This is a genomic window from Flavobacterium album (assembly GCF_003096035.1).
Classification (GTDB): domain Bacteria; phylum Bacteroidota; class Bacteroidia; order Flavobacteriales; family Flavobacteriaceae; genus Flavobacterium; species Flavobacterium album.
In genome coordinates this window covers 1248970-1266688 of the sequence record NZ_CP029186.1, presented here as the reverse complement: position 1 = coordinate 1266688, position 17719 = coordinate 1248970, and the positions used below count along the sequence as shown (strand labels likewise).

Here is a 17719-nt window from a genome sequence, read left to right as displayed (position 1 = left end):
AAGTTTAGCAAATTTAATTATCTGTATCCAATTTAGCAGGCGTTTTAGGAAGTTTTTTAAGGGATGTCCCCAACAGCAGCGCTTTTCAGTGAAACGAACGCCTGCAAACACTTCCTAAAAAAAAGTTATATTCATAAAATATGTTAAAATCCAATGCTTTAAATTATTACTTTAGCAGTCTTTAAATTCATTCTCATGAAAAAACTATTGCTCTCCTTTATACTTGTTTTATCGCTTACATTTGGATATTCCCAATCAGCTGTCTGGAGCCCTGTTCCAAAAGAGAGGCTGGCAGTTGCCAATAAACTCGACCGAAGTTCGGTTCCTATGACCTTTTCAACTTTCCGCATCAACCTTCCCGAGCTGCAATCCAGGCTTTTAGCTGCCCCGGCGAGGAATTCGGGCCAGCTATCCACTGTAATTATTCCTTTCCCTAATGGCGAAGGCAAGCTGGAAAACTTCAGGGTCTATGAAGCATCTGTAATGCACCCGGACCTTGCGGCACAGCATCCGGAGATCCAGTCGTATGTAGGGCAGGGTATCGAAAACCCGGCAGCAACCGTGCGTTTCAGCATTACCATTTTTGGGGTGCATGCCATGATATTGTCGGACAAAGGCACCTCCTACACCGACCCGTACACTACCGACCTGCAAAACTATATCACTTACAAAAAGTCGAGCCTCAAAGCCGCGCGTACCTTTCATTGCGATGTAGCGAGCGAGTCGGCAAATGCAGTACCTCCACCGCCGCCTTCCACACAGGCGAATGACGGACTGTTCAGGACCTACCGACTGGCTATGGCGTGTACTATAGAATATACCGCATTCCAGGCGAACGCAGCAGGCGTGGGCTCAGGAACAACAGCACAGAAAAAAGCTGCAGCACTTGCGGCAATGAACGTGACCATGACACGTGTAAACGGCGTATATGAAAAAGACATGTCGCTGACAATGCAGCTCGTACCGACTAATGAGAACGTTATTTTCGTTACTTCGGATGCCCTTACCAACAGTGACGAGAGTGTGATGATCGACCAGATCCAGAACATCATGGACAATAATATCGGTTTTTCAAATTACGATATCGGCCACGTTGTGGGCACCAGCGATGGCGGTATTGCCTCATTAGGCAGTGTATGCTCATCGTTTAAGGCACAGGGCGTTACCGGAAACCCGTCACCCGTTGGCGACTCGTTCGACATCGACTATGTAGCCCACGAAATGGGACACCAGTTTGGCTCCGACCACAGCTTTAATAATTCCTACCAAAGGTCGGCCAGCTACGCAGTAGAACCCGGAAGCGGAAGCACGATCATGTCGTACGCCGGCATCAGCCCTCCGAACGTTCAGGCGCATTCAGATGATTATTTCCATGCGGTAAACCTTGCACAGATGTTCACGTTTATCAATGGCGGCGGTGGCTGCGGAACCGAAGTAGCCAATAACAACAACCCGCCGGTAATAAGTGCACTGGCCAATTATACCATTCCGAAAAGCACTGCCTTTATATTAAAAGGTAACGCAACCGATGCCGATGGCGATGCGCTTACCTATTGCTGGGAGCAAACCAACGCCAACGGCGCCAATTCTACTGTAGATGTTACGCCCCTGCCTACCAGTACTACCGGGCCGAATTTCAGGTCGGTAGCGCCATCACCGTCACCCGACAGGTACATGCCGGTATTATCGAGCGTGCTGAACAATAACCTTACACCAACGTGGGAAGTAGTGCCTTCTGTAGGCCGGACCATGAATTTTGCCCTGACCGTCAGGGACAACAACACCCCCAACGGCGGGCAGACTGCGAGAAGCAATATGAATGTAGTAGTAAGCAGCGCTGCGGGGCCGTTTGCCGTTACATCGCAAAGTGCAGCCAATCTTTCCTGGGATCAGGGAAGCACACAAACCATTACGTGGAATGTAGCAGGAACCACTGCAAACAATATAAATACTGCCAATGTAAATATACGCCTCTCAACCGATGGCGGACTTACTTTCCCAACTGTTCTGGCCGCCAACACACCAAACGATGGCACGCAGGATATTACGGTACCCAACGTATCGGCGCCCTTCTGCCGTATCATGGTAGAGGCTGTAGGCAACATCTATTATGCTGTAAATGCAGCGCCATTTGCTATAGGGGTAACGGTGACCACGCAGTGCAACACGTATACCAATAGCACTGCGGTAGCGATACCGGATAATAATCCGAATTATACTTTATCGACTATCAATGTGCCGGCAAGTGCCACTATATCGAATGTTAAGATTGGGGTAAATATTACGCATCCGTACGTTTCAGACCTCGGCATTATTGTAGCAAGGCCCGATAATACACAGGCTACGCTTTGGGAGGGACAATGCGGGGACAGCAATAACATAAACGTAACCTTCAGCGATACGGGATCTGCTGTAAGCTGCGGCTCACCAACTACAGGCACAATCCTTCCTGTAAGTACGTTATCGGTATTTAACGGCACCCAGGCACAAGGCAACTGGATACTGGCCTTTGCCGATTTTGGCGCAAGCGATGCCGGTACGCTCAATTCATGGTCGGTAGAAGTATGCTCACAAACCATAACTGCTACCAGCGCTTTCGGATTGCAGGATTTTTCACTTTATCCTAACCCGAATAATGGCAGCTTTACCGTGAGCTTTATTTCCGATACCGGAAACGCTATTAAGGTAGGTGTACACGACATGCGTGGCAGGGAAGTTTTCAACAGCTCCTATGAAAATACAGGCCTGTTTTCAGGAAATGTAAACCTTTCGAATATCCAATCGGGCGTATACCTTGTAACTGTGCAGGACGGCGCGAGAAGGGAAGTAAGGAAGATTGTAGTGAATTAATTCAATATACTCTTAAGATTTCTCCTTCGTCGAAATGGAATATAACGTGCTGTTCCATTTCGACGTAGGAGAAATCTCATTTTTATTTAGCTAAACGAACAGTAAACATGTTTATTTGCTGCTGATCGATAATATTATTTGGTATCCTCAAATGCAGAGTTTCATTAGAATAGCTTACCGTACCTTCATTTACCTTATAAAATCCTGCTTTTTCACGGCAAAAACAATGCACACCGAAAAGCATCTTAGTATTTTTTATATTATTACCTACAACAAGATCGGATAATCTTGCATCTGTTTCAAAGATAATTTCTTCTCTGTAGCCGTCATCCTGATAAGCGCCACTTTTTTTAATATAAACGTATTTTGCTACAATCCTGCCGGGAGTATCATTAACCAAATAATATAGTTTTCCGGTGCCGTCTGTTTTAATGATAAGGCTTTTGTCTTTCATTATCTCAAATTTGCAGTCGCCTTCAGGAGGGCACCAGCTTTCAATAGTATGCTCTCCATCAATAAAAGCAGTAGCACCTTTTTTTGAGGCGCATGCTATTAGTAAAAATGGCAGCAATGCAAGGATGAACTTTTTCATGTCCGGGATTTTAGGTAATTAAAGATACAAATTCGGGGCCAAAATAGCGACCTTATTTCCCGTTATAGCTGCTCATGGTATTGGCCAGCCCGGAAAGCACGAATGACTTTACGGCTTCGGCAGCCATATCAAGGCGTTCCGGCAGTTTTGCTTTTTCCTGCTCATCCCATTCACCAAGCACATAATTTACCTGCTGCCCTTTCTTGAACTCATCGCTTATCCCGAAACGAAAACGCGGGTAGTCGGAGGTGTTAAGGATGAGATGCGTATTCTTAAGCCCGTTATGGCCGCCATCGCTGCCCTTGCCTTTTATGCGGATGGTGCCAAAAGGGATATTGAGGTCGTCCGTCACCACCAAAAGGTTCTCGATAGGGATATTTTCTTTGTCAAGCCAGTATTTTATGGCTTTACCGCTAAGGTTCATATAGGTATTGGGCTTTAGCAGGAATACCGTTTTGCCTTTCATCTTCACTTCGGCTACGGCTCCAAGCTTGGCAGTCTCAAACGAAGCGCCTTCCTGCTTTGCGATATGGTCGGCCACTTTAAAGCCGATGTTGTGGCGGGTATTTACATATTCGGCGCCAATGTTGCCGAGGCAGGCAATAAGGTATTTTTTCATAGGGTCTGTGGGTTCTTTTTCCTGTTTTGTTCCAAAGAGGGAGGTTAGCCAGTTCATGGGGCAAAGATAGGAAAGACCCCAAAGGTTTTGAAAAAATTTAAGAATTTGGAAAAGTTGAATCCGACAACAAAGTACGGATTACATTTCGACGAAGGATAAATCTCAATTTTCGCGGTATCATCTGAGATTTCTCACTCCGCAAGCTACGTTCGAAATGACAGAACGTGCTACGTTAGTTTGCTGCAAGGCGTCCTAATGCTTATATTCGAAAACCTTTGGGGTCTTACAGATTAATTCGAAACCAAAATACTCACCGCATTCCCTCCAAAACCTACCGCATTTACCAATACCTTTTTGATGTCCCTGCCGGTTTTCTGCCTGTAGAATGGCACATCTATAAACCTGTTGTGCAGCAGCATGAGTACGGCAAGTTCCAAATTCAGCAGTCCTGAAGCCCCGAAGGTATGCCCGGTTTTCCATTTGTTGGTCGTAAGCAAAGGCAGGCTTTCGCCGAATACCTCCTGTATCGCTTTGTATTCTGACAAGTCGCCTTTCACGGTCCCGGGGGCATGCATCACAATGGCATCTACCTCCGAAATGTCAATATCCTTCAACGCCATACGCATTGATTTTTGCAGGCATGCGGCATCCGCCGAAATAGAAACGCTGTGCTGCAATGTCTCGGTAGCATAACCAACACCCTCAATAAAGGCCAGCGCTTCAGGATGCCTTCCGGTTTCAAGGCAGGCCATAGCAGCGCCTTCGCCAAGTACCATCGAATTGGTTTTCTTTTGAAGGTCAAGCGCACGGCATGGGTAATCGCCATCCAACGATGAATAGATTTTCATGGCCTGCATCTGGGCTATGGTAAAGGGAGTCAGCGGCGCTTCGCTGCCACCCACGAGAAATCTCTTAGCCATGCCGCTGCGCAGCCATGCCACACCATTCAATACCGCGTGCAAAGCGGTAGAGCAGGTAATGGAATGCGACAGTTCGGGCCCGTCGTTCTTAAGGTCCTGCGCTACCCATGAGGCAATGTTGCCAAGGGTTGTAGCAGGCGATGCATGGGCGCTTGTTGTCCCGGTTTTTATGAATTCGGAATGATGCTTTTCAAACAGGCCGGTCGCACCTCGTGAAGAGCCGATGTTGATGCCAAAATTACCATCGCGCCATCCGGCCGAATGGAGCGCTTTTCTCGATGCAAGTATGGCATAAAGCACCGAGTTGTCCAGGTGGCGGTAATTGGGGTTCGAGTTTTTGAGTGCAGAAACTGCTGACTCCAAACTTTCGGACAGCTTTGCCACAGGCACTTTGCCGCCGCCGACAGACATGGAGCTGATAAATGATTGGCCTTTAAGATAATTATCCCAAACCTCTTCCGGGTTGCTGCCCAAAGGGGAAACGGAGCCTATAGAAATGATGGAAACAGGTGTTGCCAATGTCGTGTTTTTTACAAAAGTAGGTAATAAAAAGGTTTCCCTATACGATCTCCTCTATTGCCTGCTTTACGGTATCATAAATAGTATCTAATAATGCATCGCTTATGATATACGGCGGAAGGATGTAGATCGTACTGCCTACAGGCCTCAGGATAACACCTTTTGCTATAAAGAAATTATAGAGCCTGTTCCTGAAATCCCCATAATACTCCTCAGTGCCGCGGTCGATGTTCAGCGCGAAAATAACGCCCAGTACCCTTGCACTTTTTACGCGCGGATGCTTTTCGATCTCTTCTTTAAACAAAAGATGGCGGCGGTTGATGCGCCTGATGTTTTCCTGCATTTCGTCCGTTTTCAGGAGTTCAATGCTTGCCAGCGCCGCGGCACAGCCTGTAGGATTGGCCGTAAAAGTATGTCCGTGGAATAAGGCTTTATTCACATCATCGTCATAAAAACCATCGAACAGCTCCTGCGTGAAAGTCGTGAGTGCCATAGGTATCGTTCCTCCCGTCAGCGCTTTGGAAAGGCACATCATATCGGGTTGCTGTTCCAGATAATCGCAGGCAAACTTTTTACCGGTCTTACCAAAGCCGGTCATCACTTCATCGGCAATGGTAAAGATGTTGTTGGCTTTGCAGATGCTTATAAGGGTATCCAGAGTTTCAGGCTCATACATCACCATACCGGCGGCTCCCTGCACCAGCGGCTCGAAAATGAATGCGGCATAATCATTAGTTGCCGCAAGTTCCCTAAGGGCTTTAATGCTCTCTTCCTCCCTGCCTTCTACCGGCACAGGAATACGAGTGACTTCTATCAGTGAGCCTTTGAATGCCTCTGTGAAAAAAGAGATCCCGCTTGCTGCCATGGCTGCAAACGTATCGCCGTGGAAAGCATTTTCAAAAGCTATTATCTTAGTACGCTTTTCACCTTTGTTGTAATAATATTGTAAGGCAACTTTTAATGCGATCTCCACTGCTGTGGAACCGTTATCCGAAAAGAATATTTTTTTCTGGTTATCCGGAAGCAGCGGCATAAGCCTTTCGGCTAACAGTACAGCGGGCTCGTGGGTAAAGCCACCAAAGAGCACGTGCTCCAGCGAGGTAAGCTGCTTATAGATGGCATCTGCAATGAACTTGTTGCTGTGCCCATAGGGGTTCACCCACCATGAGGCAATAGCGTCTATATATTGCTTCCCGTCCTCATCCCAAAGCAGGGCGCCTTCGCCACGGGTTACAGCAATGGGCGGTGCGGCGGTTTTATGCTGTGTATACGGGTGCCAGAGATACTGGCTGTCTCGATCTTGTAAACTCGTCATAATTTCAATAAATTTTCCCTGAACCTATCGGCGTACTCAAGGATTACATTCTTGTCAAAATACGGTTCGTCTTCTATCCTGCCTATCATTTGTACCCCTATTTTTTGCAGGATGATGCTTTCAGTAGGATTATTTTCATTGCCGTTAAAAACAATTCCCGCTATGGCAATGCCTCTGTTTTTAAGGGCTTCTATAGTCAGTAAGGTATGATTGATGCTGCCGAGGTAATGCCTGCTTACCACAATAACTTTATAATCCGGTTGTATCAGGTCGATAACACTGTTGGTAGCATTCAGGGGCACGAAAACACCGCCTGCACCTTCAACAACAAGGTGATTTTTGGTTTTGGGCTCTTTTATATTTTCCAGACTGATGGCAATGCCGTCAAGCTCAGCAGCCAGATGCGGACTGGCCGGTGTCTTTAAAGCATAGCTGTTGGGGAATATCGTTGTTTTCGGATTGGAAATATAGCGTTTTATTTTATGGCTGTCGCTATTATCCAGGTCGCCTGCCTGTATGGGTTTCCAGTAGTCGGCTTCAAGAGCTTCGGTGATAATGGCCGAGGCGATGGTCTTGCCTACATCGGTCCCTATGCCGGTTATGAATAGTTTCATTGTTGTTTTTTGAATTACAAATTTACTAAGGAACTGTCTAAATTTTACAGACATTAATTTTTTAACCACATAGGCACATAGTCTCAAATGACGGATATAGGGCCTAATAGAATGACACAGAGCCTGAAGCTTCGCTTCACTCTGCTCAACTATATTCATCTTAGGACTAATAAAAACTATAAACCCTATGTTCGTTCCTGTGTGGTTAAATAAATTTTGAACAGTCAATAACGTGGATTTCCGGGTAACGAAAACTTCAATCTAAAAATCTGTTCATCTTCGCCAGTGCGCTAAGTGAGGGACAGAAGCGGCATCCCCATAGCCTGCCTGCCGGCAAAGGCAGGCTTGCGGAGCCGGCATGCCCAAAATCTATTATCATACCACCTGAATTTTAATATAATATTATCAATAAGTGATTTTACAATTCTTAATTTTGAGAGTAAGCCTTTGAAATTTAACACGTTTTTACTGATATGGACACACTAAAAGTACCAAACTATATTAAATCTGTATATATAGCCCTGCTCATCATTATTATCGTGTTTTTCATGATCGTAGCCAAAAAACTGCTGGTGCCGCTATTTATATCGGGCTACATTGCCATGTTGCTCACCTCGTCCTGCAATTTTTTGGAACGCCGGAAGATACCCCGCTCCATCAGCGCTTTTATTTGCCTGTTCCTTTTTATTGGCGTTATAGCCGGAATATTTATTTTCGCTTATTTTGAAGTAAGGGGCTTTATGCAGGATGTAGGCACCAACCTTTCAGACAAATTAAATGGCTTTGTAATTGCCGCCAATAACTGGTGCTTCGAAACTTTTGGATTCGACCTGGGGATGCGCAACGGATTCGAAATGAAAAAGGCAGTGGCGATCGTACAGACGGATGACGCCAGCCCTACACAGCTTATATTTACTACTTTGGGCACACTTTCGGATATTGTCCTGCTGCCGGTATTTATCTTTTTCCTTTTGATCTACAGGGACCACCTGGCTATTTTTATTACTAAAGTATTCCGCAGGCAGAACAATGACGGGCTGCTTGAAAAAATGACATCTATCCGGAAAATTGTGCATGCGTACCTGCTGGGTTCCGGCAAAGTGATGCTTATACTTGGGGTAGTGAACACGGGGGTGCTTTTTGCCCTTGGGATCGAGCATGCCATATTCTTTGGGATGTTCGCGGGAATGCTGAATATCATTCCGTACCTCGGGCCATCGCTTGGGGTTATACTGCCCTTTACATTTGCGCTCCTTACCAAAGACAGCGCCTTTTACCCCATCGCCATTGTAGTTGCTTTTACCTTCATACAGCTATTGGAAAGCGCTTTCCTTACGCCTAAGATAACCGGCGGTAATGTGAACCTCAATGCCCTTGTAACGTTTATAGGCCTGCTTATAGGCGGGTATATATGGGGCATTATGGGCATGATACTCATTATACCTACGATAGCGATCCTGAAAAAACTGTTTGAACTCAGTCCCGATACCCAGCCGTATGCCTACCTGTTTGGCGAGGAGGACAGCAACTGGTTCCGGCGCAGGGAGCGGCGAAGTAAGGCGAAGGTGGCCAGAGCTGAGGGCGAAGCAAATGCTTAATATTTGTGTCCTATGGTAGACGTTGCAATGCAACGTCTCTACAGTGAGGTTTCATCAAAAGTCGTTACTATTTGACGCGGAGTTGAGGCGTTCCACCACAACGTCTAAGTTGCCGGTTTATGTTTAATTTAAACATTTACTAAGTAATTCCAGCATCCCTGTTATCTCAGCTTCCGTAGTATAACTATGCAGGCAAATGCGGAGCCTTTCCGCACCCTGCGGCACTGTAGGCGACAGTATGGCCTTCACGCCAAATCCATTTTCCTGTAAAACCGATGCAACATTTTTTACCATTTCGTTCCCGGAAATTACGGCACAATGTATGGCTGAAGCGCTTTCGATAAAATGGCTTTGAAGTTGCAGGCGATTCACTTCCGACCTGAAAAAACTGATTATATCTGTCAGCCTGTTTCTTTCAGGAGTGGTTTCTAATGTTTTATAAGCAATCAAAATCGTGGCCAGGCTGTGGGGCGGTAGTGCGGTAGTATAGATAAGGCTGCGTGCAAAATTGACCAGGTATTCTTTCAGTTGTGGCGAACCCAATACTGCTGCGCCATGACAGCCCAGGGCTTTCCCGAAAGTGACTATGCGGGTAAAAACTTTATCTTCCAACCCAAGATGCTGTATAAGCCCCTCCCCTTTTTCACCAAAAACACCCAACGCATGGGCTTCGTCAATGACAAGCCTGCAATTATTGGCTATAGCCAAAGCAACAAGGCGGTTAAGATCGGGACTGTCGCCATCCATGGAGAAAACCGATTCGGTCACGATATAAACTTCTCCTTTGAGATCGTTTAGCCGGAATTTCTGCACCTGCTTTTCAAGAATGGCTAAGTCGTTATGCGGAAATTTGTATACCCTTGCATTCGATAGCCGCAATCCATCCCGTATCGAAGCATGGATATACTCGTCATACAGCACAATATCGCCCTTTTGGGGCACCGAAGAAAAGAACCCCACGTTGGCATCATATCCCGAATTGAAGATGAGCGCGCTTGCTGCATTATGGAATTGTGCAATGTGATCTTCTGTAATCGTATAAAGCCTGTGATTGCCTGAAATAAGGCGTGACCCCGTAGACCCGTTCTGCGTAAAGCCGTGTTCTAAAAGATAATTATGGGCACTGTCAAAGATTTCCCTGTTGGCAGAAAAGCCAAGGTAATCGTTAGAGGAAAAATCGGATGCCCATTTTTCGGCAGATAGTTTTCGTAAAGCGTTTGCCTGCTCACGTTCGTTAAGTTTTACCTGTAATGATCCGGGGAGTTTTTCCATATTCAAATGTAGAAAACAGGACGGCGAAAAACAAATTCAAATGAAAAACAACAATTAATTATTGTTTTTCGATAATTTATTTATATTTGTAGCGAACTAATTACACTTATCATGAAACTACTGCCATTACTCAGAATCCTAACCAACATCTTTTTCATCTGCACCTGCATAGGGATCATATTTGCAATACCCTGCCTGCTGATTTCTATCATAATGCCAGATGAGATACCTTTTACAATTAATGGCATTGAAGCCGTCAATTGGGGAGCCGAGGGCTATCTTGTGTTTGTATCTAAGATAATTGTCGCCATATTTTGGGCGTATGCACTGTACCTGTTTAAAAAAATACTCACACAATTCAAAAAGCAGCATTTCTTTCAGGAGCAAATCACATCGCTTCTTGACCAGACCGGAAAGGCGATACTCATCGGGTTTTTCTTTGACATAGTTCCGGAGTTCCTGTATGATGCCATACTGTTTGGCGACCTTAATTTCGAATTCAATACCTATACTTTTTTTGTTGTACTGCTTGGCTTGTTCTTTATAGTGCTTTCGGATGTATTTATACTGGCAAAGGGCAGCAGGGAAAATAACGACTTAACTGTATAAATTATGAGACATCACATCAATATCATCGCGTTGGCTGTACGCTTCGCAATAGTAATTGCTTCCTGTATCGCAATTTTTCATTTGGCAATGGCAGTATTTTTTCATGTTCAGGACGGTCATTTATTGGTAAAGGAATTCTTCAGCGACTATTTTACGCCTCTTGCCAAAAACACTCCCTATCGCAATAATGAATGGTTTGGGTCGGCGTTTTGCATTATCTATGCGGCGCTACTCATTTATTGCGTAACAGGGCTGCGAAGTTTCTATAAAAGCCTTAACCGCATTAAAATAGGCGGTATGTTCGAGCCGGGACAAGACGAGGCTTTCCGTAAGGCAGCGGCGACTATAATCATTTTTGCCAAATCGAAATACCTGCTGTTCTGCACCATGGGAAGTATGCTCTACTTTGACCTTACTATCTTCTTTCGTGAAATACCTTCGTTCCTGGCAGTTTACCTTATCGGGAAGTTTATCTATCTGGTTTCAGGAATGGCGGAACGTGGCGCGTTCATACAGGAGGAAAACCAATTGACTATATAAGCCATGCAGAAACAACAACGCAAAGACAGGCTGGTATCGAGGCTATACTATGTATCCGCAGTGGCATTACTGCTCTTTACAGCATATTTCGCCATGATAGTTGGCTTTGATATATTTCAGGAAAAGCAACTGGATAACTTTAGACCTTATCCGAATCATTTGACTGGCTATAACATGTCAGCTAATATGCGGGTGATGACATTCGATAGCATTATAAATTTTAAGCAAAATACATCCGATGAACATTCTTCTTTCGGATCAGGTTCCGTTATAATAAAGGATGGCGCCTGTGCAGGTGTTAGCAGAGCAGAAATTAATTCTGTTTTAAACGATACAACCTATGCGAAAACCTTTACCGTACAGACAAAAAAGATATGGACAGGAGAAGGCGCTGATGCCAATGAAGAAACAATCAGCCTGTCGCCGGCGGCCGTAGAAGCCTACATAACTATCAAGCCTAAAAGCATTTGGCTGGCCATCATTCTGGCTGTGCGGAATTATTCGTTCATGCTATGCATCATTTTTATCCTCTTTCAGCTTACGTTGCTGTTCAGGAAGCTTAAAAACGATTTTTCATTTAACAGCAGCCTTAGCCGTACTATATGGAAAGTAGGCAATTGCCTGTTGGTATACCAGTTATTACTATTTGTTACCGGAGCACTGGTAATGCAGTTTATAGACGGAGCTGCCTATTATCAGGAAACCGCCGGAACCCCGGGCCGTCAGCAAATACTGACCCTGAGCATAAGCTTTGACGTAAATCTTGCCATAGTTTTTACAGGGCTTTCATTGGTAGTATTAAGCAAGCTACTGAATTACGGATACGAGCTGCAGCAGGAAAGCGACCTAACCATTTAGCCTATGCCCATTATCATCAATCTCGACGTAATGCTGGCTAAACGCAAAATGCGCAGCAACGAACTGGCCGATAAGGTAGGCATTACCACAGCCAACCTATCTATCCTGAAGACCGGGAAGGCGAAAGCGATACGCTTCTCTACCCTTGAGGCGATATGCGAAGTGTTGGAATGCCAGCCCGGGGACATTATGGAATTCATCCCTGAAAATGAATAAGGTAATTTATAAATCGCTATTTTCGGTTCGTAATATATTCTGATATGAGACACTTAAAAATTATAGCCCTTATTTGTTTATCAGGTTTTTTGATATCCTGCAAAAATGAAACGGAACCCAATGCAACACGCAATTCCGGGATTGAGGTACAACAAGCCGAAAAGGACAGGAATGAAATTACACTACTAGTAAAAAACGTGTATAAATGGCTTAATATCGCGGATGGGCCAAGTGGTTTCAGTCCTGTCACCAAAGATAGCCTGATTGTAGGATATGACCACGCAGACCAAAAACTGTATGAAAAAGAGTTATCCAAAAGCGGATTGTTTGCCAAGGAATTTGTGGACAACACAGCCCGCATATTCAACAAGCAGGACGAACTGCTGCGTAATGGCAAAGCAGAATGGCAAGAGGGCGATATGCCGCCTTTTGGAGGGTCTGATGTCAATGCATGGTGCAGGTGCCAGGACCAGCCAACAGATGATTTTGACAAGATAAATGTAGTTATTGAAAAAATGATTTCCAATACCGCCGATTTATACTGGAACTGGACAGGTTTTGGTGAAGACTGGGAAAATGAACACTACCACATAAAGGTGGTTAAGGAAAATGGCAGGTGGAAGATCGCGTGGATGGAAGGCTGGGATTATGAAGAGAATGTGAAACTAAATTACTAATGGGTAAATACATACTTGCTATTGCTGTCAGCCTTGCTGTTATAGCCATTAGTGCTTTCGGGATCCTGAACACTATGGTAAGCCTGAAATACGAAGTGAAGGAGTACGGCGATTGCATCTCGCAAACGTCCGGCAGGGATCTGTGCCTCACAATTGATATCCTTATTGGCATCATAGTTATAAGCATACTGGGTATTGTTTTTTCAACTTATAAATTGATAAAACGGAACAGCAGAAATTAAACGGAAATATCTTTTACGGGAAGTTCAACCCATTTAAAGTCATTTGGTATTGTAGCGTCGAGCATATCCGTATTTAATTTTACTGCTATACGCATAGCAATATTATAGGCAGGTTCAATTTCTACATTACTATATATCGTAAAATGTTTTGATATACCGTACCATACATTTACATCATAGCGAATACTCCTTGTATGGGGGTGTCGGCCATCATCACTTATAGTTCTCTGTTTGAAGACAGATACGTACTCTATCTGAGGCAAGTGATACCATTTACCTACAGCTATTCTTCCTATCGCAACTTCCTTTTTATATTTTCTTTCAGCAAGGTCAAAATGAATATTAGTAACTGCTGAAAATCCCAAACCGATTAAAAATAAGACCAAAGCAAACAACATCGGATCGTTATCTTCGATTTCATCGCTGGCGAAAGCATAATAACCCATCGCCAATGCGCCACCGAAACAAAGGCATGCCACCGCAATACTCAAAATTGACCTACTGCCCTCGCTGACTAAAATATCTTTCTCTTTATAATCCATACCGCAATAATACAAAAAAGCCCCTCTCATTCCTGAAAGGGGCTTCTATATTTCTATTGGCTAAAACTTAGTCAACCAAAATAATGATCCTGTTGTCTTTAAGCTCCAAGGTTCCCGATTTTACAGGAAGCAGGAACTTCTGGTCTTTCTCTGATTTGTTGAACTTTGGAGAGAACTCCTGGTTGGTCTTGAAATCAGGGACAGCTATCTTGATGGTTCCTGCCACGAGTACCGATACGATATTCGCGTGGTGGTCCAACATCTGGAATTCGCCGTCTGCGCCGGGAACGGTTACCGAAGTAACGCCTCCTTTAAACAAATGGCCTTCCGGCGATACTATTTCTAATAATAACATAGTTTCTTGGTTGTCAGTTGCCGGTTGTCAGTTGTTGGAGGCCAATCTGGCAACCATCAACTATCAACCATCAACCGGGTTTTACGCTTCAGTCAACATTTTTTGTCCGGCCTCGATAACGTCCTCGATCGTACCTTTAAGGTTGAAGGCCGCTTCAGGAAGGTGGTCAAGCTCACCGTCGATGATCATGTTGAATCCTTTGATGGTGTCTTTGATATCTACGAGTACCCCAGGGATACCTGTAAACTGCTCTGCCACGTGGAACGGCTGTGAAAGGAAACGCTGAACACGGCGTGCGCGTGATACAGACAGTTTATCTTCCTCGCTAAGCTCTTCCATACCAAGGATCGCGATGATGTCCTGTAGCTGCTTGTATTTCTGAAGTATCTCTTTTACCCTTTGTGCACAGTTGTAGTGCTCGTCGCCAAGGATAAGCGGTGTAAGGATCCTTGAAGTTGAGTCCAATGGGTCAACCGCAGGATAGATACCAAGCTCGGCAATTTTACGGGAAAGTACTGTTGTTGCATCAAGGTGGGCAAAGGTTGTAGCCGGTGCCGGGTCGGTAAGGTCATCCGCAGGTACGTAAACCGCCTGTACCGATGTAATCGAACCTTTTTTGGTAGAAGTAATACGCTCCTGCATCGCACCCATTTCGGTTGCAAGCGTTGGCTGGTAACCTACCGCAGATGGCATACGCCCAAGAAGTGCAGACACCTCTGAACCTGCCTGTGTAAAACGGAAGATGTTGTCTACGAAGAAAAGAACGTCTTTTCCTTGTCCGTCGCCCGCTCCGTCACGGAAGTACTCAGCGATGGTAAGGCCTGAAAGCGCAACACGTGCACGTGCTCCCGGCGGCTCGTTCATCTGTCCGAATACGAAAGTAGCTTTAGACTGCCTCATACCGGCTTTGTCTACTTTGCTAAGGTCCCATCCGCCATTCTCCATAGAGTGCATGAAATCGTCACCATACTTGATGATGCCCGACTCAAGCATCTCGCGAAGAAGGTCGTTACCCTCACGTGTCCTTTCCCCTACTCCTGCGAATACGGAAAGACCACCGTGGCCCTTAGCGATATTGTTGATCAACTCCTGGATCAATACGGTCTTACCAACACCGGCACCACCGAAAAGACCAATTTTACCACCTTTTGCGTAAGGCTCGATAAGGTCGATTACTTTGATACCTGTGAAAAGAACCTCTGATGAAGTTGAAAGGTCTTCAAATTTAGGCGCCTGGCGGTGGATCGGAAGCCCGTTCGCACCGTCTTTCGGCAATTCGTCAAGGCCATCGATGGCATCGCCGATAACATTAAACAAACGTCCGTAAACATCCTGGCCGATAGGCATCTGGATAGGAGCACCTGTAGCAGTAACTTCCTGGCCCCTGCTCAAACCGTCAGTGGAGTCCATGGAGATAGTACGAACGGTGTTCTCACCTACGTGAGACTGTACCTCAAGTACTAATTTTGAACCATCTTTCTTAGTGATCTCTAATGAATCATAGATCTTTGGAAGCTCGGCATCCTGTGAGCTGAACACTACGTCAACAACCGGCCCGATGATCTGTGCAACTTTTCCTTTTACTGTAGACATTGCTTATATATTTATTAAACAGCGATTTACGAATTGTGAAAAAACCTTATTTTTTCGAGTGCAAAGATAGTTTTTTATATCTTAATTATGCAAATTTTACTTTTGCATTTTTTGCAATAATTCAAGGCATTATTTCAAATTGCCTTCATGATTGTCATTTCATCAGGGATGATTTTGAGAAATGGATGGAATTAGGGGATTATTACTCCGCTGCAAACTTCACCACAAATGTCTTTTCAAGACTACCGGTATAATTGCCGTTATCCTGCCACATACCTCCCATCTTCATAAGCCTAGCCATATAGGAATACTATTTCGGCATTAAAGACGCTAGCACAACGTAAATTACGTGCCATGTAACAACATGCCCCTAACAGTCCTAGTTCCTGATCATTTCCAGCGCTTTAGCAATCGCGCCCTGTGGAGGAACTTTTATATCCGGCATAACACCCCTCCAGTCCTTCTCTCCGGCACCAATATTGTAATATAAAGTACTCGAAATCGTCAGGTTTAACTGTGTGTTTGGTAGTTTTGCAGGCACAATATCACCGTAGCTTTTTATAAGGCCTCCACTCTCTTCTCCAATAACCAATCCTCTTTTATAAAAACTGAAGCATTGGGCAAAATCTGCTGCAGATGAATACGTCTGCAGATTGATAAGCACATATACTTTACCTCCAAATCGCAGCGCGTTGTCATCTATCTTTATGTTTTCATAAAAAATCGTATCCAGGGTTCCATTTGCCTTGCGCAACACTTCCAATTCATTTGCGTCCATTGCATTTTGAGGCTTTTGCGCCTTTAGTCTTTCTTTGTAAAATCTGCTGTTTTTAACTACCGCCTTATTATACTGCCGGAATGGATGATCTAAAATATATTGGAGAAAATCATCGCCGATATCAGAATCGCCCCCGCCATTGTCGATCAGGTCTATAATTAAATTTTTTATTTCCTTACGTTTTATTTCCTTAAAAGCAGAATCGATAAATACCTGGTAACCCTCCCATTCAAAACTTTTTACTTTAATGATCGCTGTTTTATCTTGATCCAGTATCTCAAGGGAAAAGTTTTTTTCTGTATCCGAATTATTACTTATAGTAGTGGCAGAAAACTTTTTAATCCTGTCGTTAATTTCATCGCTTCGTATTCCATAGATCAGTACCGTTTTAATTTTTCCATTATTCTTGTATTTAATATTGTATCGCCCATTGGCATGATAAAGTGCCTCCAGGTAAAAATAAATGTAGTTACTTCCAAATTCGGCCCGGAAATCCTCATTCTCACCGGTATTCAATCGAATAATATCTTTTGCAATTTGTGAAGACGGGATGTCGTTAATACTTAGAATTTCGGCATCATTGGGAAGTTGGGACGTAACAGTCTTGTAAGCTCCGGCACAAACTATAAATGGCTTAGCCGGCGACACCTTAAAGAAATACGGAATAATAACGGGGTTCTGGCTATTATACTCTTCTATGATGTGAAAATCGGTGTGGCCATCATCAAACTTTGACAATAATGGTTCAGCAGCAAAATAGAATTCCGTACGGGTTAAATTTTTGGTGAGACTTTTTTTTAACCTGCCTACATCGCCATAGAAGTTTTCTTTTGAGTACCTGTAATATATATCTGGATGCGTATCTTCCAGGTATTTAACCAGCGTATCCAGATCTTCACGCATTTCAGACGGAGTATATACCCTTTGATTGGCCTGGCTCCATACAATACTGGTAAGAAATAAGCAACCAATCAGCAAATTCAGTCTTTTTTTCATTTATCTATTAAAAT

General features: G+C 44.3%; 18 protein-coding genes. 8 read left to right on the top strand and 10 right to left on the bottom strand.

What is annotated here, in order from left to right; all coding sequences use genetic code 11:
- Nucleotides 1-195: 195 nt before the first annotated feature.
- On the top strand, nucleotides 196-2850 hold the full coding sequence (locus tag HYN59_RS05660) for a zinc-dependent metalloprotease family protein (protein ID WP_108777342.1): 2655 nt from the start codon (nucleotides 196-198) through the stop codon (nucleotides 2848-2850).
- Between the two features lie 82 nt (nucleotides 2851-2932).
- On the opposite strand, the gene HYN59_RS05655 is transcribed toward HYN59_RS05660, so the two are convergent.
- The 5 genes from HYN59_RS05655 to bioD form a co-directional block, all read right to left on the bottom strand.
- The gene (locus tag HYN59_RS05655) at nucleotides 2933-3442 is read right to left on the bottom strand and encodes a hypothetical protein (protein WP_108777341.1); all 510 of its coding nucleotides are present in this window, start codon (nucleotides 3440-3442) and stop codon (nucleotides 2933-2935) included.
- Nucleotides 3443-3494: 52 nt separating this feature from the next.
- Nucleotides 3495-4118: an aminoacyl-tRNA hydrolase gene (pth, locus tag HYN59_RS05650; RefSeq protein ID WP_108777340.1), complete on the bottom strand. Its 624-nt coding sequence runs from the start codon at nucleotides 4116-4118 to the stop codon at nucleotides 3495-3497.
- 233 nt (nucleotides 4119-4351) lie between these two features.
- Entirely contained in the window at nucleotides 4352-5500 is a 1149-nt protein-coding gene (locus HYN59_RS05645; RefSeq protein WP_108777339.1) for a beta-ketoacyl synthase N-terminal-like domain-containing protein, read from the bottom strand.
- Nucleotides 5501-5540: 40 nt separating this feature from the next.
- Nucleotides 5541-6815: an adenosylmethionine--8-amino-7-oxononanoate transaminase gene (bioA, locus tag HYN59_RS05640; protein ID WP_108777338.1), complete on the bottom strand. Its 1275-nt coding sequence runs from the start codon at nucleotides 6813-6815 to the stop codon at nucleotides 5541-5543.
- Nucleotides 6812-7429: a dethiobiotin synthase gene (gene bioD, locus HYN59_RS05635; RefSeq protein ID WP_108777337.1), complete on the bottom strand. Its 618-nt coding sequence runs from the start codon at nucleotides 7427-7429 to the stop codon at nucleotides 6812-6814. Before bioD ends, bioA begins: the two co-directional genes overlap by 4 nt.
- A 473-nt stretch (nucleotides 7430-7902) precedes the next feature.
- On the opposite strand from bioD, the gene HYN59_RS05630 reads away from it, so the two are divergent.
- On the top strand, nucleotides 7903-9027 hold the full coding sequence (locus HYN59_RS05630) for an AI-2E family transporter (RefSeq protein ID WP_108777336.1): 1125 nt from the start codon (nucleotides 7903-7905) through the stop codon (nucleotides 9025-9027).
- Nucleotides 9028-9150: 123 nt separating this feature from the next.
- On the opposite strand, the gene HYN59_RS05625 is transcribed toward HYN59_RS05630, so the two are convergent.
- Nucleotides 9151-10299: an aminotransferase class I/II-fold pyridoxal phosphate-dependent enzyme gene (locus tag HYN59_RS05625; RefSeq protein ID WP_108777335.1), complete on the bottom strand. Its 1149-nt coding sequence runs from the start codon at nucleotides 10297-10299 to the stop codon at nucleotides 9151-9153.
- A 111-nt stretch (nucleotides 10300-10410) separates the two neighbouring features.
- Here HYN59_RS05625 and HYN59_RS05620 point away from each other — a divergent pair, with 111 nt between their 5' ends.
- Genes HYN59_RS05620 through HYN59_RS05595 form a run of 6 tightly spaced genes read left to right on the top strand, consistent with a single transcriptional unit; the run spans nucleotide 10411 to nucleotide 13441 of the window.
- Nucleotides 10411-10908, top strand: a complete 498-nt coding sequence (locus tag HYN59_RS05620) for a DUF2975 domain-containing protein (RefSeq protein ID WP_108777334.1) — start codon at nucleotides 10411-10413, stop codon at nucleotides 10906-10908.
- 3 nt (nucleotides 10909-10911) lie between these two features.
- Nucleotides 10912-11448 (top strand): hypothetical protein, encoded by a 537-nt coding sequence (locus HYN59_RS05615; protein WP_146185864.1) that lies wholly within the window; start codon nucleotides 10912-10914, stop codon nucleotides 11446-11448.
- A 3-nt stretch (nucleotides 11449-11451) separates the two neighbouring features.
- Complete coding sequence (locus tag HYN59_RS05610) at nucleotides 11452-12306, top strand: DUF2975 domain-containing protein (protein WP_108777332.1); 855 nt, start codon at nucleotides 11452-11454, stop codon at nucleotides 12304-12306.
- 3 nt (nucleotides 12307-12309) lie between these two features.
- Nucleotides 12310-12522: a helix-turn-helix domain-containing protein gene (locus HYN59_RS05605; protein WP_108777331.1), complete on the top strand. Its 213-nt coding sequence runs from the start codon at nucleotides 12310-12312 to the stop codon at nucleotides 12520-12522.
- A gap of 44 nt (nucleotides 12523-12566) precedes the next feature.
- Entirely contained in the window at nucleotides 12567-13199 is a 633-nt protein-coding gene (locus HYN59_RS05600; protein ID WP_146185863.1) for a hypothetical protein, read from the top strand.
- Nucleotides 13199-13441: a hypothetical protein gene (locus HYN59_RS05595; RefSeq protein WP_108777329.1), complete on the top strand. Its 243-nt coding sequence runs from the start codon at nucleotides 13199-13201 to the stop codon at nucleotides 13439-13441. The genes HYN59_RS05600 and HYN59_RS05595 overlap by 1 nt, the downstream gene beginning before the upstream one ends.
- Here HYN59_RS05595 and HYN59_RS05590 read toward each other — a convergent pair.
- The 4 genes from HYN59_RS05590 to HYN59_RS05575 all read right to left on the bottom strand — a co-directional run bounded on the left by HYN59_RS05590 (nucleotide 13438) and on the right by HYN59_RS05575 (nucleotide 17705).
- Nucleotides 13438-13983, bottom strand: coding sequence for a hypothetical protein (locus HYN59_RS05590; RefSeq protein ID WP_108777328.1), 546 nt, complete (start codon nucleotides 13981-13983; stop codon nucleotides 13438-13440). The genes HYN59_RS05595 and HYN59_RS05590 overlap by 4 nt on opposite strands.
- Before the next feature lie 67 nt (nucleotides 13984-14050).
- Nucleotides 14051-14338: a F0F1 ATP synthase subunit delta/epsilon gene (locus tag HYN59_RS05585; RefSeq protein ID WP_108777327.1), complete on the bottom strand. Its 288-nt coding sequence runs from the start codon at nucleotides 14336-14338 to the stop codon at nucleotides 14051-14053.
- A gap of 81 nt (nucleotides 14339-14419) precedes the next feature.
- A complete protein-coding gene (atpD, locus tag HYN59_RS05580) occupies nucleotides 14420-15931 on the bottom strand; it encodes a F0F1 ATP synthase subunit beta (RefSeq protein ID WP_108777326.1) in 1512 nt (503 codons plus the stop codon).
- Nucleotides 15932-16310: 379 nt separating this feature from the next.
- Entirely contained in the window at nucleotides 16311-17705 is a 1395-nt protein-coding gene (locus HYN59_RS05575) for a S41 family peptidase (RefSeq protein ID WP_108777325.1), read from the bottom strand.
- Between the last annotated feature and the right edge of the window lie 14 nt (nucleotides 17706-17719).

Coding starts and splice junctions, on each gene's coding strand:
- HYN59_RS05595 (WP_108777329.1), top strand. CDS start 13,199: ATGGGTAAATACATACTTGCTATTGCTGTCAGCCTTGCTGTTATAGCC.
- HYN59_RS05655 (WP_108777341.1), bottom strand. CDS start 3,442: ATGAAAAAGTTCATCCTTGCATTGCTGCCATTTTTACTAATAGCATGC.
- HYN59_RS05660 (WP_108777342.1), top strand. CDS start 196: ATGAAAAAACTATTGCTCTCCTTTATACTTGTTTTATCGCTTACATTT.
- HYN59_RS05600 (WP_146185863.1), top strand. CDS start 12,567: ATGAGACACTTAAAAATTATAGCCCTTATTTGTTTATCAGGTTTTTTG.
- HYN59_RS05590 (WP_108777328.1), bottom strand. CDS start 13,983: ATGGATTATAAAGAGAAAGATATTTTAGTCAGCGAGGGCAGTAGGTCA.
- HYN59_RS05585 (WP_108777327.1), bottom strand. CDS start 14,338: ATGTTATTATTAGAAATAGTATCGCCGGAAGGCCATTTGTTTAAAGGA.
- bioD (WP_108777337.1), bottom strand. CDS start 7,429: ATGAAACTATTCATAACCGGCATAGGGACCGATGTAGGCAAGACCATC.
- HYN59_RS05610 (WP_108777332.1), top strand. CDS start 11,452: ATGCAGAAACAACAACGCAAAGACAGGCTGGTATCGAGGCTATACTAT.
- HYN59_RS05630 (WP_108777336.1), top strand. CDS start 7,903: ATGGACACACTAAAAGTACCAAACTATATTAAATCTGTATATATAGCC.
- HYN59_RS05620 (WP_108777334.1), top strand. CDS start 10,411: ATGAAACTACTGCCATTACTCAGAATCCTAACCAACATCTTTTTCATC.
- HYN59_RS05605 (WP_108777331.1), top strand. CDS start 12,310: ATGCCCATTATCATCAATCTCGACGTAATGCTGGCTAAACGCAAAATG.
- HYN59_RS05615 (WP_146185864.1), top strand. CDS start 10,912: ATGAGACATCACATCAATATCATCGCGTTGGCTGTACGCTTCGCAATA.
- HYN59_RS05575 (WP_108777325.1), bottom strand. CDS start 17,705: ATGAAAAAAAGACTGAATTTGCTGATTGGTTGCTTATTTCTTACCAGT.
- pth (WP_108777340.1), bottom strand. CDS start 4,118: ATGAACTGGCTAACCTCCCTCTTTGGAACAAAACAGGAAAAAGAACCC.
- bioA (WP_108777338.1), bottom strand. CDS start 6,815: ATGACGAGTTTACAAGATCGAGACAGCCAGTATCTCTGGCACCCGTAT.
- HYN59_RS05625 (WP_108777335.1), bottom strand. CDS start 10,299: ATGGAAAAACTCCCCGGATCATTACAGGTAAAACTTAACGAACGTGAG.
- atpD (WP_108777326.1), bottom strand. CDS start 15,931: ATGTCTACAGTAAAAGGAAAAGTTGCACAGATCATCGGGCCGGTTGTT.